11 protein-coding genes, 1 tRNA gene and 1 pseudogene are annotated in these 15,492 nt (G+C 39.3%); 5 read left to right on the top strand and 8 right to left on the bottom strand.

Annotated elements, in window-relative coordinates:
• Positions 1-10 precede the first annotated feature (10 nt).
• The 3 genes from AACZ88_RS02175 to AACZ88_RS02165 are packed head-to-tail and all read right to left on the bottom strand — an operon-like array spanning position 11 to position 3,815.
• Complete coding sequence (locus AACZ88_RS02175) at positions 11-2,413, bottom strand: TonB-dependent receptor (protein WP_339705512.1); 2,403 nt, start codon at positions 2,411-2,413, stop codon at positions 11-13.
• Positions 2,413-3,333 carry a hypothetical protein gene (locus AACZ88_RS02170; RefSeq protein WP_339705509.1) on the bottom strand — a complete coding sequence of 307 codons (921 nt, stop codon included), beginning with the start codon at positions 3,331-3,333 and terminating at the stop codon, positions 2,413-2,415. Before AACZ88_RS02170 ends, AACZ88_RS02175 begins: the two co-directional genes overlap by 1 nt.
• A gap of 2 nt (positions 3,334-3,335) precedes the next feature.
• Positions 3,336-3,815 carry a hypothetical protein gene (locus tag AACZ88_RS02165; RefSeq protein ID WP_339705506.1) on the bottom strand — a complete coding sequence of 160 codons (480 nt, stop codon included), beginning with the start codon at positions 3,813-3,815 and terminating at the stop codon, positions 3,336-3,338.
• Between the two features lie 1,212 nt (positions 3,816-5,027).
• Here AACZ88_RS02165 and AACZ88_RS02160 point away from each other — a divergent pair.
• Positions 5,028-5,159: pseudogene (locus AACZ88_RS02160) on the top strand (transposase); the annotation flags it as partial.
• Between the two features lie 95 nt (positions 5,160-5,254).
• Here the strand turns inward: AACZ88_RS02160 and AACZ88_RS02155 are convergent.
• Positions 5,255-5,339, bottom strand: a tRNA-Ser gene (locus tag AACZ88_RS02155).
• A 166-nt stretch (positions 5,340-5,505) separates the two neighbouring features.
• On the opposite strand from AACZ88_RS02155, the gene AACZ88_RS02150 reads away from it, so the two are divergent.
• The 4 genes from AACZ88_RS02150 (at position 5,506) to AACZ88_RS02135 (ending at position 9,734) form a co-directional block, all read left to right on the top strand.
• Entirely contained in the window at positions 5,506-6,264 is a 759-nt protein-coding gene (locus AACZ88_RS02150; RefSeq protein ID WP_339705503.1) for a sulfite exporter TauE/SafE family protein, read from the top strand.
• Between the two features lie 7 nt (positions 6,265-6,271).
• Complete coding sequence (locus AACZ88_RS02145) at positions 6,272-6,907, top strand: nitroreductase family protein (protein WP_339705500.1); 636 nt, start codon at positions 6,272-6,274, stop codon at positions 6,905-6,907.
• Between the two features lie 78 nt (positions 6,908-6,985).
• Entirely contained in the window at positions 6,986-8,179 is a 1,194-nt protein-coding gene (locus AACZ88_RS02140; RefSeq protein ID WP_339705497.1) for a DegT/DnrJ/EryC1/StrS family aminotransferase, read from the top strand.
• Between the two features lie 151 nt (positions 8,180-8,330).
• Positions 8,331-9,734 carry an alpha/beta fold hydrolase gene (locus AACZ88_RS02135; RefSeq protein WP_339705494.1) on the top strand — a complete coding sequence of 468 codons (1,404 nt, stop codon included), beginning with the start codon at positions 8,331-8,333 and terminating at the stop codon, positions 9,732-9,734.
• Positions 9,735-9,749: 15 nt separating this feature from the next.
• Here AACZ88_RS02135 and ribB read toward each other — a convergent pair whose 3' ends face one another.
• Genes ribB through AACZ88_RS02115 form a run of 4 tightly spaced genes read right to left on the bottom strand, consistent with a single transcriptional unit; the run spans position 9,750 to position 15,445 of the window.
• A complete protein-coding gene (ribB, locus tag AACZ88_RS02130) occupies positions 9,750-10,892 on the bottom strand; it encodes a 3,4-dihydroxy-2-butanone-4-phosphate synthase (protein WP_339705492.1) in 1,143 nt (380 codons plus the stop codon).
• The gene (locus AACZ88_RS02125; protein WP_339706442.1) at positions 10,889-12,382 is read right to left on the bottom strand and encodes an LptF/LptG family permease; all 1,494 of its coding nucleotides are present in this window, start codon (positions 12,380-12,382) and stop codon (positions 10,889-10,891) included. Before AACZ88_RS02125 ends, ribB begins: the two co-directional genes overlap by 4 nt.
• Positions 12,383-12,407: 25 nt before the next feature.
• Entirely contained in the window at positions 12,408-13,052 is a 645-nt protein-coding gene (locus AACZ88_RS02120) for an outer membrane lipoprotein carrier protein LolA (RefSeq protein WP_339705489.1), read from the bottom strand.
• Between the two features lie 20 nt (positions 13,053-13,072).
• The gene (locus AACZ88_RS02115; RefSeq protein ID WP_339705486.1) at positions 13,073-15,445 is read right to left on the bottom strand and encodes a DNA translocase FtsK 4TM domain-containing protein; all 2,373 of its coding nucleotides are present in this window, start codon (positions 15,443-15,445) and stop codon (positions 13,073-13,075) included.
• Between the last annotated feature and the right edge of the window lie 47 nt (positions 15,446-15,492).

The following is a 15,492-nucleotide window of genomic DNA, read 5'->3' as shown; positions in this document are numbered from 1 at the left end:
GTGTTAATATTTAATTTATGAAGGTTCTAAGGGTTATGTAAAAAGCCCGTCCAGGGCGTTGCACACTGAAATTGTCAAAGGCTTTTTCGTTGAGTATATTGGTGACTTCTGCAGTAATGGCCCAACGGTTTTGAGGATGGGAAAAGGTAGCTCCCAGATTTTGGATGAATTGGGATGGAACCGTGTTCTTGAAATCCTTGTTGCCATCTACTGCCCAAAAAAGATAGAACTCATTAACGTAATTTCCGGACCACCAAGCTGAAATGCTGTTTTTTGTATTTAGGAATTTGCCTTTGTGATAGCGTATTTCCCCATTCCCAAACAAATATGGGATATTGGGAAGTCTTGCGTTGAAGTAGCGATCATCCACGGTTCCCGTAATGTTTTTGGGTGAACGGTTTCTCAAATCTTGATAAGTGGCATTTGCCTTTATATCCAGAAAATTGAAGGGGCGATAACGCCATTCCATATCCACACCAAGCGTACGTGATTTTAATAGATTTTGGTATTGGGCGTAAAACTGGGAGGTTCGAAGCCAGATAACATTGTCCGTTTCCCGGTAAAAGAGATTGGTATCCCAATTAAATTTTTGTGTATTCAGTTGAAAGCCCAAATTAAAATTGTGACTCTGTTCCGGTTCCAAAAACGGGTTGGGTCTTACCAATGTAAAATCTCCAAAGAGTTCGAATTCATCAGGTAGCCTGGTTGCATATTCATAGGAAGTTTTTAAAAGAAAAGATTTTGTAACATGATAACGTAGCGCTTGAAGAAAGCCAAAATTGGATGCTTCTTGTTGGTTGGGAACGAATTCAAGATTTTCTATGGCATATCCATCGGCATTCAACCAAAAATGTTTGACGGCCGTATAGCTTGTTAAATCCTGTGAAAAACCGTGTTCATAGGAAAGCCCGGTAGCATTCTTAAAAAGCTGGGTCGGATTGGCAAAAAAATCTTCTCCATAAAATTCGGCCGCAACAGGATCTTCACCGATTCTTCTAAACCACGCGGTAAAAAGATTCAAGGTAAATTTTCCTTTCTCCCAGGGCTTGTAGTTCAGGTTGATACGGTTCAATAAATTTTGAGAAGTAAGCTCCAAAAGATTACGCGAAGTTGAGATTTCTCCGCCATCGGTTCGTCTATCGTAAACCTTACCGTCCCATGTGTATGCATTGAGCGTGGTATCGATAAAGTGGCCTCGAGTACGATTATAGGCACTGTACCACTTTATATCCGTTTTCTTTAGAATCTTCTTTTTTTCATATTCTAAAGAAGCACCTAGAGTTGATTCATCATAGGTTACTTGACCATAGGGCTGGGCCATAATGGCATTGTGCTGAACATCATCTTCGAGTCCTGAATAACGTGCGCTAAAAACCAAACGATCTGCATAATTTTTGTCATAGACTCCTGTGTAAAGATTCACGAGATAGTTAGAGAATTTATCGTGAAAGCGCTTGACAGTTGTCGGAACTGGATTTCCGAATTCATCGGGAATCTCAACATCTACCTTATAATTGTTATCGGAATGATTAAAAAATGAATGTACCCCAAACATCCAATGCGTGTCAGGGTTTACCAATTGTGCGTTTAGGTTTGCCTTATGGCTATTAAACGACCCCGTAGAATAGGAAGCATCTAAATAGTCTGAATAGGATTTTCGGGTTATGATATTTATGCCTCCCCCAAGGGCATCTGCACCTAAATCAACCGGTACAACTCCTTTGTAGACCTCGATTTGTGCTATTAGGTTTGCTGGTAATACGTTTAACCCTAGTCCTGAACCAAAATATGATAATGGGATACCATCGAGGAAAAATGGCACGGATTTTCCGGTCATTCCGTTTACATAAATTTCGGCATTACTACCAAAACCGCCTGTTTGGCGAACATTTACCCCGGAAATTTGCTTTACGATATCACTGGTATTTGTATTTCTATCACGGAAATTCTCTGTCTGCAATACCGATACATTGGCTGTACTTTCCCTTAACCGTTGGGTTTTTGACTTTGCCACGAGCGTTACTTCGTCAAGTTGGCTCTGTTGGGGTTTCAAATTTATATTAATTTGAACCTTGTTTTTTTTCGTTGAAATATCAGTGGTGTAATAAATCGTTTCGAAGCCTATGTAAGAAATCTCTAGGCTGTATTTTCCATAGGAAAGTTTATCGAAACCGAAAGCACCATTTTCATCCGTAACCGTACTCTTGTTTAGTTCAGTAATTTGAATATGAGCCCCAAGTAAAGGCGCTTTCTGATCGTCTGTTATGGTTCCTAAGATTTCTGCATTTTGGGAATAAAGGAAGCAACTCGGAAATAAGCTTATAAATAAGATACCTACAATTTTTACAGAGCTTGTGATAATTAGCTCTTTAATGAGGTATAGATGCGTTATTTTGTTTTGTTTTTCAGCCATTATAGATTAGTTTCTTTTATGAGCCCCTGTTTCTCCATTTCCTGTAGTACATCCTTTTCTTTTTCGGATAGGCTATGCTTATTAAGCAATCCATCCGCTTTATCCCATAGATCTTTAGTCTCGGGGGAAAGCCAATAAGCTCCATCACCCTCTTTTTCTATAAGGCAGTCCATTCCGTTTTTCTTACTTATTGATATTATTTCATGATTTTTTATTAGGTAAGTAGGGAACTCTTCTGTCAAAGCCACTATTTCCCGTTCCTCATTATAGAGTAAAAAGGCCTTTTCTTCAGAAATTGAAATAGACTTGGAATCTTTTGGATTCATTTCAAAAGCCTCCATTTGGGTTTCCATATGACCATTGACATCAATGGAACATCTGACTATTTTTACTGGAGTTGGTTCTTCGGAGTGGTTACAGATTATAGCGGTTTTTTCATTTTCTTTGGCTATTACATTGACGAGCGAAATTTTTTCGACCCAAAAATGATCGTCAAGACGGGTTTTTGAGTACTTTATATTGCCATTATTATGAACCTCTGAGATTAGGGAATATTTACCCAATGGTGCGTCATTGGGAATATCATATGTGAAATAATAATGACGACCAGACTGAATATTGGTCAAAATTTCAACTAGCTTTTCCCGCTTACAAGGCCCTTCAAGATAATCGGCCAGTACCAACAGCGGGATATTCTTGTTTAAATATTTTAGTTTTTGAGGAGCCTCTTCCTTACTTTCCTTTTGGTCTGGAAAAGCGATAACATGCTCTTTAAAGAGCATGGTAATATTACCTTTGGGGTCTTTTACCCCGATTTTTACCAAGGGGAAAAGGTGGGCGCCATTTAAATGTGACGTGTTGAAATTCCAGTGTATGGTGACTGTTTTGCCAGGGATGGTTCTTTTTGGGAAAATGCTCATTCTTATTTTCTCAATTTTTTAATATTTTCTTTGCTATATTTTTCTGGATATACTTTGAACCATTTTTCAACCGTTTCCGCTCCTAAATAATCGTAAGTAGTGGATAAGAGAAATTCCAGTTTTTCGAGGTACTTTTCTTTTGCCTTGTCGGGATTGATTCTCATCTCCTCTTTTCTTTGGTCTTTTTCCGCTTTTGTGGCAGGAAGGTGATGGAAGTAAGGTGTATTAAAATATTCCTCGCTGAATTTATGGTAGAGGGGAGTAAACAGAATGAGGTTGTGCCACATCTCGTCCACGATTAATAAGTCATCTGGAATGAATATCCCTGGGATTTGACTTATATATAAAAACTTCAGAGTTTCCAACAAGATATCGTCGGCCTCGGTTTCTGAAACATCGTACATATCCATAAACCTTGATATCACATTCTCATCTGTGAAGGATAAGAGTTTGTTCAATTGAACTTCAGTAATTTGGTTCATCTTCTGGTGGTTTTTACTTTTTTGCATTGGGTAGTAAATAGCGGTAGGAATTATTTCCTACCGCTATAATTCTTAAACTATAAGGTGCTGGAGCAGTGTCCGCAATTGCTACAATGCGTACTTCCGCTAGGTTGCTTTGCCTTATTAGCTAGAATTTCTGAAATCATGGATTCCTTAGTTTTCATAACTATAGTATTTTAAGGTTATACCTACTCTATTTACAAGGTTTTCGGTTTCCCCTTTCGTTGCAACATTTTTAAGTATGAAAGACATTTAAATTAGGGCACACATGCCTACTCCAGGTATCATCAGAAATTTTCAAAAAAGCATTTTCTTAATTGAAAAAAATCAAACGACTTCCATGGAAATTCTTTGAATGTCCATATTTGATTAATATCTCATTCTGCCTTTATCGTCGTAAAAGCAAATCAGATTGTCAAAATAAAATTGAAGTATGGGAAGAGTTTTGAAAGCTACATCCTCTTTGAACCTTATTTAAGGCGTAAATACGGAGTTGTAGACCTGTCATTTACAAAATGCATCCATTTAGAGTCAATACTCTAAATGAAACTTGTGGAGTCCGAAAACCCAACAATGAAAATAAAATGTAAACGAAACTCTTATAATAGAAAAGGAGGAGGCCGGGAAAAGAGCTGATCCGTAGCAATAGTGCTTGAGATAATAAAACTGTAGTTTTCAGTTATCTCGCTCTGAACAATTGGTTCAGTATTTTCAATTATGAAATCCTGTGAGTCAGGAGTAAGTGCCGGAGTTAAGTTATTTGTAATGGCATGGTCACAAATAGTACAATGAACTGCATGGTCTTTGTCATTTGTATGGGACAACACATGAAGTCCTGCCATTTTCATTGAAATGAAAAGGACAAGAAGTAGGTAAGTGATGCTATTTTTTAGGCGACCATGTTTCATCAAACACAAACTTACTAAAATAATCCAAATGCTATGTTAATATAATCTAAATAAAAGTTCATGATTGTTATTGTTTCTAGGTATACTATTTTTCAGTTTAAATAATGGGCAAGTGGCACTTTAAAGGCCCCTGTGACCGTATTGATAATTTTCCATAATTCAGTTAAGTCTTGCCATTACAATCAATGCGAATCTTAATGCGGCATAAAGTAAAGGTTTTATTTGACGGTGAGCTTTTTGTAGCTCAAAAAGCTTGTCTGGATCTAAATCCTTTAACTATTGCTATTTTATAAATAGAAGCACAAATGCATCGGCAGAATCGTTCCATGCACAAATAAAAGTCTTTAGGGCGCAATTTAGAGGTGTAAAGAATCTGGAATTTTTCCTTTACAGGTTAACAACAATTTTTGCATAAACACAACAATTGTTCTTGATCCCATAGTAGCGTAAGCAGAAATTGACACCTATAAATATAAAGCCCCGTAAACATAATGATTACAGGGCTTTTAGCGGAGAAAGAGGGATTCGAACCCCCGGAGGTGTGACCCTCAACAGTTTTCAAGACTGCCGCATTCGACCACTCTGCCATTTCTCCAGTCGATACATCTATAAAGATTTTAGCAAATTTTTTCTGCTAAAGCAACACTAGGTTGCGTAGGCGGGTGCAAATATACTAACCTTTTTCAATTCTATAAAAGGATGTGGAAATTTATTTTTGGATAAACTTACATTTATCATATTCTAGCATGTATTTTTGCGCCATGCAAGAATGGTATCACTATGTTTTATTGGCCCTATTAGGGGTTTTGGTAGCTTTTATAAATACGTTGGCAGGTGGTGGGTCTTTACTCACGTTACCTATTCTTATTTTCATGGGTTTACCGCCCAGTGTTGCCAATGGCACCAATAGAATTGCCATACTTATTCAGGGTTTCGCAAATGTTGTAGGCTACAAAAGCAAGGGAATGGAGATCAGTTCCCGCTTTATTTGGTATTTATCGGCTTCTGCCATTGTAGGTACCCTAATCGGTTCAAAATTGGCCATTGAAATAGATGAGCGCCTTTTTAACCGGGTGCTGGCTATCGTTATGATAGTTATCGTTGCTTTTATGGTACTTCAGCCCAAGCGGTCAATAGCTGATATTGCGGAAAGATTGACAGGTAAACATGTGCTTTGGGCAGTCGTCGCTTTCTTTTTTATCGGAATTTATGGAGGTTTTATTCAGGCAGGAACGGGTATTTTTATACTTTTGGCGTTGTCCTCCATCAGTAGAATGACGTTGATTAAATCAAATGTTATAAAAGCTGTGGTAATGACCTTATATACGATTGCCGCTTTGGTACTTTTCGGACTTAATGGTAAGTTGGATTGGGAAATCGGACTTACCTTGGCATCGGGTCAAGCAATAGGAGGGTGGATTACCAGTAGATGGTCTGTAAATAAGGGTGATGGAATTGTCAAGGTTTTGCTTGTCATCATGATAACGATCATGTCAATAAAATTGTGGTTTTTTAATTAGAAGGTTTATGTACGACAGTATCGAACATTTAAAATGGCGCTATGCGGTCAAAAAATTTGATTCCGAAAAAGTACTGTTATCTGCGGATATAAAAAAACTAAAACTGGCATTCAACCTTACGGCTACTTCTTACGGCTTACAACCTATAAAATTGGTCGTTATAAGTAACAAAAAACTCCAAAATCAGCTGGTCTCCCATTCCTTTAACCAGCAACAGGTAGCCCAGGCATCGCATGTTTTGGTGATTTGTATTGAAAATCACGTTGATGATGAATACATCGCCCGATACTTTGACCAGATCAAAAAGATACGTGGAACCAGTGACGAAATACTGAATCCGTTTAAAGAGGCAATGGTCGCCGATTTTTCAAATAAGAAGATAGAGGAGATTCGCCAGTGGAGTATTAATCAGGCCTATTTGGCAATGGGTAATCTGCTAACAATATGCGCTCTAGAGAAAATAGACTCTTGCCCGATGGAAGGCTTTGAATCGGAATCATACGACGAAATATTAGGCTTAAAGGAAAGAGGGCTGACCTCCGTATTGGTACTTCCAGTAGGGTATAGGGCTTCCGATGACATGTTTTCCAATTTTAAAAAAGTACGAAGGCATATCGATGACAGCATTATCGATATTTTTTGAGAACGATTTGTTGATATCGGCAATTTAGTAAATAGTATTATTTTTCGATAACCAACACCAACAACCAACACTATATTTATGCCAGGATTTGAACTATTTGGAGACAAAGAGAGAGCACAGGTAAACGAGGTACTCGATTCCACAGTTTTAATGCGATATGGCTTTGATGGTATGAGAAACGGCCATTGGAAAGCTGTTGAACTTGAAAAAGCTTTGACGCGACGTATGCAGGTCTATTATGCACAATTGGTCAGCAGCGGTACTGCCGCCTTGACGGTAGCTTTGGCGGTTGCGGGAGTGGGAGCGGGAGATGAAGTAATTATCCCCACTTTTACTTTTGTGGCCAGTTTTGAGTCTATTCTCGCTATTGGTGCGGTGCCGATTCTTGTCGATGTCGATGATACACTGACTTTGGACCCAAAAGCTGTTGAAAGTGCAATTACTGAACGAACTCGTGTGGTAATGCCGGTACACATGTGCGGTTCAATGGCCGACCTAGCAGTTTTAAAATCCATTTGCAAAAAGCACGGGCTACTTTTATTGGAAGATGCTTGTCAGGCGATAGGGGGTACTTTTAATGAAAAACCATTGGGCAGCTTTGGTGATTTGGGTGTTTTTTCTTTCGATTATGTTAAAACCATTACGTGTGGTGAAGGAGGAGCTATTATTACCAACAATAAAAAATTTCATAAAAATGCCGACCATTATTCCGATCACGGTCATGACCATGTCGGGAAGGATAGGGGAGCGGAAACACATCCGTTTTTAGGGTACAATTACAGAATATCTGAATTGCATGCCGCTGTAGGATTGGCACAACTAGATCGTTTAGATGAATTTTTATCCATCCAAAAAAGAAATTATACTATTCTAAGAGGTGTTTTAGAGAAAATTCCGGAAGTCACCTTTAGACGCGTTCCTGAGGGCGGGGTTGAAAATTATTCTTTTCTCAGTTTCTTTTTACCTTCAAGGGATTTGGCGGAAAAAGTTCACGCCGCAATGGGGTCTGAAGGGGTCGATGCCTGTTTCTATTGGTATCATAACAATTGGCATTATTATCGAAAATGGGAACATTTGGCCGAAAGGAAATCTTTAGGAAAATTGCCGCAAGAAACACTAGAAGGACTTCAAGATTTGGAAACCTTTGATTTTTCTAAATCCGATCATTGGGTTAGTCGTAATATCTCCTGTTTGATTAAATTGGGATGGAGTGAAGATGAAGTCCGACAGCGAGCCGAAAAAATTGCCCAAATCATCAAAAGTAGTTCGTGATTATCGTTCAGTCTTTTGTGTATTTAAGGCTATTTTCTGAAATAAATATAGGGTTAAGTGTAATATTTTCGACTTTTCTGTAACTGATAGGGTAGCGGCTTTCATATAATATGCATAGAATCCGGAATTGTTAATCTTAATACCCACGGTGATGATAAAAAGAACACTAGTGACACTCCTCACTTTGCTCATTGTTTTTACGACGGTTGCACAAGACATTACGGGAAAATGGAATGGCTTATTGGAAGTTCCTGGAAGCCCTTTGCGGCTTGTATTCAATATTTCCGAATCCGATTCGGGGTATTCGTCAACCTTAGATAGTCCTGATCAAGGTGCATTGGGTATTCCTGTAAATTCAACCATCTTTAAAGCGTCTAAGCTAGATATAGCCGTAACTGCGTTGGGGCTTACGTATGCTGCCGAGTTTATCGATGGGAAATTTGAGGGTACCTTTACGCAAGGTGGATTTACTCTTCCGTTGGCATTATCACGGGAAACAATCGAAAAACCTGCACTCAACCGTCCGCAAGAACCTAAGGAACCTTATCCGTATTATTCCGAAGAAGTAAGTTTTAAGAATAACCAGGAAAATATTACCCTGGCGGGTACTTTAACATTACCAGAAGAAACCGGAACCTTCCCCGTTGTGGTTATGATTACCGGAAGCGGTCCGCAGAATCGAAATGAAGAACTTGCGAGACATAAACCTTTTCTTGTTATTTCCGATTATTTAACTAAAAACGGGATTGGCGTATTACGTTATGATGACCGTGGTGCAGGAAAATCGACAGGTGATTTTGCCGCTGCGACTTCGGTTGATTTTGCATCAGATGTAGAAAGTGCCATTGCCTATCTTAAAACTAGAAAAGAGGTCGATAAAAAAAATATTGGCTTGATCGGACATAGTGAAGGCGGGGTAATAGCTCCAATGGTAGCATCTCGGTCTAAAGATGTAAAGTTTATCGTATTAATGGCTGGAACGGGTATACCGGGCAGTGAATTATTGTCCCTGCAAGGAAGACTGATAGCCCAAGTCATGGGGGATTCTGAAAGCGAAATCGAAAAGTCGGCCGAAATACGGGATAAAATGATTGCTATGACCGTAACTTCAAAAGACTTGCAAACCTTGCGAGATGATTTGAATGCCTATCTTAAAGGCGAAGCCCAGAATGATGAAGCGCGTGCCCTTGTTCCTGAAGGTACCAATGTTGAACAGTTTATAAAGGCTCAAGTAGATTTTATGGCTACACCCTGGATGGTGTATTTTTTAAGGCATAACCCTGCTAAAGTACTTGAGAAGGTAAGTTGCCCTGTTTTGGCCATAAATGGTGATAAAGACCTGCAGGTACCTGCGGAGGAAAATTTATCGGCCATGGCCAAGGCCTTAGAAAAAGCAGGGAATAAAAATGTGACCTTGAAGACTTTGTCCGGCCTCAACCATTTGTTTCAAGAAAGCGAGACCGGTTCACCTGTGGAATATGCAGCTATTGAACAGACTTTTTCTCCTAAGGCATTAAAGGAAATCTCAGATTGGATTTTAAAACAGGTTGAATAATAGTTGGAAAGGCCTCTAGTAGCCAACATACTCGACAATCTCTAAACCATACCCTACAATACCCACACGTTTGGTTTGCGGTGAATTGGATAATAAGCGCATTTTTACAATGCCGAGATCGTGCAGTATTTGGGCGCCGATGCCAAAATCTTTTGCATCCATGTCAATTTTCGGAGCTTTATAGATGCCTTGTTTTTGTAATTCTTTCAATTCGGCCAGACGCGATAACAAGTTAAGCGATTCGGAATCTTGGTTGATAAACACTATAGCCCCTTTTCCTTCGTCGTTAATCGCTTGGAACATATCATCCAATTTTTTATCGGGATTGTTCGTAAGGGTACCCAAAATATCATGGTTGACAAAGGTGGAGTTTATACGGGTCAAAATCTTTTCGTCTTTTTTCCAGTTGCCTTTGGTCAATGCGATATGTACGTGATTGTTGGTCGTTTGTTTATAGGCCCGCAATCTGAAATCGCCAAATCGCGTTGTGATCTCAAAATCGGTCTCTTTTTCAATTAAACTATCATGTTCCATGCGATAGGCAATAAGGTCTTCGATGGAAACAATTTTTAAATCGAATTTTTTGGCAACTTCGACGAGTTGTGGTAGTCGGGCCATGCTACCATCTTCGTTCATGATCTCAACGATGATTCCGGCAGGCTGTAACCCGGCCAAACGAGCAAAATCGATGGCTGCTTCGGTATGTCCGGTACGTCTTAAAACGCCCCCTTCCTTGGCAATGAGGGGAAAGACATGTCCTGGTCGCATTAAATCTTGTGGCTTGATATCGGATTCGGTCAATGCTTTTACCGTTTTGGCCCTATCAGAGGCAGAAATTCCCGTGGTTACCCCGTTTCCCCGTAAATCTACAGAAACCGTAAAAGCGGTTTCCAATGGGTCGGTATTGTTGGTGACCATCATGTGAAGTCCTAATTCACGACAACGACCTTCGGTAAGCGGAGCGCAAATCAAGCCTTTGCCATGTGTGGCCATAAAATTTACCATTTCTGGCGTAGCAAGTTCAGCCGCAGCCAAAAAATCACCCTCATTCTCTCGGTTTTCATCATCGACCACAATAATGACCTGGCCATTACGAATAGCTTCAATAGCCTCTTCTATCGTATGTAACTTAATATTTTTTTCCACTTTTGTTATCATACCATCTCCTTTTTTTCCTTCTTTGGAAACTTCCTTTTAAAAAAGTCAATTACATTTCCAAAACTCATTAATCCTTTGTCGGCCGTAGCCCTTCTTGTTAGAAATACCCCCAAAGGTAACATTATCAGCGTAGATAACCATGCTCCCAAGATGGGGTGTATGTTTCCTTCCTTGGCGTAATTGCCTGCAAAAACCCCTATAAAATAATAGGTAAGAAAGAGAACAATGGCAATAACCATAGGTAATCCCATGCCTCCTTTACGAATGATAGCACCCAGCGGTGCACCCACAAAGAATAGGATGACACAGGAGAGGGCCAGCGCATATTTTTTATGTAAAGAGAGAATATGCATGTTGTATATCTTATAACGCTTTGATAGCTCCTCTTTTTTACCCTTAATCGAAGTCAGAATATTAGATACCGAAGTTTTGGCCGAATTCACAACTTGGGTACGCTGCCAATCTTGAAAGAGGTCTTCAATATTTATTACTGATTCTTGAGCACTGGTATCAGTCGTATGCCTTAAGTTTTCAGCAGTCGAGACACTTGAGTCTATTTTTATTTCCATGTTTTTCCGGGCAAGACTATCAACCCTGTCGATTTTTGGTACCGGAACAAAGGCCCCCATTCTATTGGAAATATTCTTCGAAAAGGCCCCAACAATTTTTAGATTATCGTTTTTAAGCGAATCGATATCTTGAATTAACCTTGAAACGTTCTTCATTTTATCGGTGCGCACATTTCGTTCTTCCTCAAGATCGACATCAGTGAAATCAGGTACCTCGATATTCATGGTATATTCTTCGAAATAAACCTTGGCAAACGGATATAGTCGCTTTTCGTTATTTGATTTGGTGGTAACATCTTCGTAATAATGGCCCTCTTTCAACACCAATTGAATAACTTCTGAGTCTTCGCTACTAATCAATTCGCCTGATATGGCCTTGGTTACCTTACGATTTATGTTGTTCACTTTTTGATGAATGATGACATTTTCTAAAAAGCGGTCTTGTTCGCCATATTTGTTGTCGACCTTTATATTCATGCCCTCAAAATCACTAAAGACCCCTTCTTCAATCGCTACGGCCGGTTTCACCTTGGCAATGTTCCGCCGCATATTATAGATTTTTTGTTCCGATGCGGGAATTACACTATTGGCAAAATAAAAGGTAACTCCTCCCAAAAAAATAATAAATACGATTAGACTTAACATGGCACGCTGTAGTGAAATACCCGAGGCTTTCATTGCGGCGAACTCATAATTTTCGGCAAAAGTCCCGAAAGTCAAAATTGAAGAAAGTAAAACCGTTAAGGGTAAAACTTTTTCGGTAAGGTTCGGCATCAAATAGAAAAGAAACTTACCGATAATAACAATATCGAGACCTTTTCCTGCCAAATCATCTATAAAAAGCCAAATCGTTTGAAATATGAAGATGAACATCAATATCACAAACGAGCTGAAAAAATTAAATAAAAATCTCGATAAAATATATCGGTCTAATATTCTCAATGGTCTAATTTCTTATAATGTAGTACCCTGCTTTCTTAAACTTGTCTTCATCAAAAGTAAATAAGGTTTTTGATAAAGGTTGATCCGTTTTAAAAGAATTAACAGTAATCGTAGTCGTGGTGCCATTTTGGCCCTTTTCGATAAGTTTATAAATGTGCTTGGTCTCTGCGTCGATGCCTAACAATATCGATTCAATTTCTGTATTCGTATCAATGGGAATTAATTTGACATATTGTATTTTTCTCCCTTGTACATTTTGCAGAATATCCCATTCATAGGTATGACCTTGCTTGTAAAAAGTGAGCATTTTCGAAGGGGACACCGTGTTTTCATCTTCTACTTGGTCTTCAATTGTTATTTCTTCATTTTCAGGTACAATACGATAGACTTTGTTTCCATCATATAGTTGTTGTGCGCCCATGTAATTGAAAAGGTATTTGTCACCTTCCATAGTTACATCGCCTCGTGTTTCTTGATTGATACCTGCTTCCTCGTTATTCAAAACGTATTTGAAGTCAATGGAAACATTGTCATAGCTTTGCACCTTGTTGTACACATCGTCTAAAAGCGCCTTGGCTTTATCTGAACTTTGCGCGACAGTGCTTTTAAAAGCAAAAAGTAAGAGTACTACTAAGTAATATTTTTTCATTTTTTTAATATTAATGCCTTTTATCGGCCTTCATTATTCAATAATTGATCCAACGCTACCAAATCGGGTACCAAAACCAGTCGAGCCTTACTGCCTTCGAAAGGCCCTACGATTCCTGCCGCTTCCAACTGATCAACGATTCTTCCTGCACGGTTATAACCCAATTTAAGTTTTCTTTGAATTAGCGAGGCCGAACCTTGTTGCGCAGTTACGATAACTTCAGCAGCTTCACGGAACATAGCATCACGATCAGCTATATCATAATCAAGACTTGTGCCAGAATCTTCACCAACATACTCTGGAAGTTCATGAGCCATTGGATAGGCCCTTTGGGAGCCTATATATTCGGTGATTTTGGCTACTTCGGGAGTATCTACAAAGGCACACTGAATTCGTGTGACATCATTACCTTGAGTGTACAACATATCCCCGCGACCAATTAATTGATCAGCTCCCTGCGCATCAAGAATTGTTCTAGAATCTATTTTTGAAGTAACCCGAAAGGCAATTCGAGCAGGAAAATTGGCCTTTATTATACCGGTTATTACATTGACAGACGGGCGCTGAGTAGCTATGATCAAATGAATTCCGATAGCTCGGGCCAATTGTGCCAATCGTGCAATCGGGGTTTCTACTTCTTTACCTGCGGTCATGATAAGATCAGCGAACTCATCGATAACTAAAACAATATAAGGTAAAAACTTATGTCCGTCATTCGGATTCAATTTTCGTGCCTTGAACTTAGTGTTGTATTCTTTGAGGTTTCGAACCATGGCATGTTTTAACAATTCATAGCGATTGTCCATCTCGATACAAAGGGAGTTCAATGTATGGATTACTTTGGTATTGTCAGTAATAATAGCTTCCTCTGAATCAGGAAGTTTTGCCAGAAAGTGCCGCTCGATTTTATTGTAAAGCGTCAATTCGACTTTTTTGGGGTCAACCAAGATAAATTTTACTTCAGCAGGATGTTTTTTATAAAGGAGGGAAGTCAATACAGCATTCAAACCTACCGATTTACCCTGACCCGTAGCACCGGCCATTAACATATGGGGCATTTTGGCGAGATCCACTACGAATGTCTCGTTACTAATGGTTTTTCCAAAGGCTATGGGCAATTCCATTTCAGCTTTTTGAAATTTACTGGAAGCAATAACGGAACGCATCGATACGGTTGTAGCGTTCTTGTTCGGTACTTCTATACCAATGGTTCCCTTGCCAGGGATAGGAGCGATAATTCGGATACCGAGAGCAGCTAAAGATAAGGCGATATCATCTTCAAGGTTCTTGATTTTAGATATACGTACGCCCGCTTCCGGCACAATCTCATAAAGGGTTACTGTTGGGCCAATGGTAGCTTTAATTTGGGCAATTCCAATCTTATAGTTCTTTAGGGTGTCAACAATTCTGTTTTTGTTATCCTCTAGCTCCTCTTGGTTGATGGTAATACTTCCGGAAACACCGTGCTGGTCTAAAAGTTCTATGGTCGGGAATTTGTAGTTGCCCAACTCGAGTGTGGGGTCGAACTCACCGAAATCATCTACCAACTTACTGGCCATATTGTCGACTTCCTCTTTTTCCTCGACGATCTTTTCAACTTCCATCGACAGATCTTCTGTAACCTCTTCCTCTACGGGCATGGTCACTTCAAAATCATCTTTGACCGGTTCTTTTTCTAAATGCGGAATATTTTCTTTGTGTGTATAGGTGTCAATGGTTACCGGAGTTTCTTCATCTGTTTCAACCGATGTAAACATGTCATTTTGTTCTTCTTTTTTTTCTTTTTTGAATTCGGAGGATAACGCTGTTTTCTTCTTATTGAAATAAGTGCCGATATTCTCAGGTGAGAATTTGAACAGTCGAACCAAGATAAAAATCAATCCGAACAATAACAAAAGTAGCACCCCGATCTTTCCGGCGTAATCTTGAAGGAAGTCGTTCATCTCATAACCGACCATTCCGCCCCACAAAGGATTGTCATAGGCGAAGAAACCCAAGGCAACGGAAAGCCATAAAATAAAGACCATGCCCCATATCCATTTCTTGAACAATCCATTTTTCTCAATACCGAGAAACATATAAAGACCGGTGAGGCACATCAGAAACGGTAGAACGAGCGATGCCAAACCAAACCCTTTGTACATAAAAAAGTGACTGACACTTGCCCCGAATTTGTTTAGCAAATTTTTGGCCTCTGCATTTCTATTGTTAAATTCAGTGAGCAAGCTCTGGTCATCTTGCCAAGTAAAATAGAAGGAAATAAAGGAAAAGAAAAGTGCAATACTGAGGAGCACCAAAAGGCTTCCCACTATTATTTTATTTTGTTTTGACATGCTAAAACCCAGGCCTTTTTTTACCGCTTTAGGCTTTGGTTTTCGTACCTTCTTTGCCATAAAATCTTTTATTCTGGGGGCTAAATTACAAATTTACAGTCGAAGGC

The sequence above is a fragment of the uncultured Kriegella sp. genome (assembly GCF_963975415.1).
Lineage (GTDB): Bacteria > Bacteroidota > Bacteroidia > Flavobacteriales > Flavobacteriaceae > Kriegella.
Note: the sequence above shows the minus strand (reverse complement) of the source record. Positions and strands in the feature narration are given on the sequence as shown.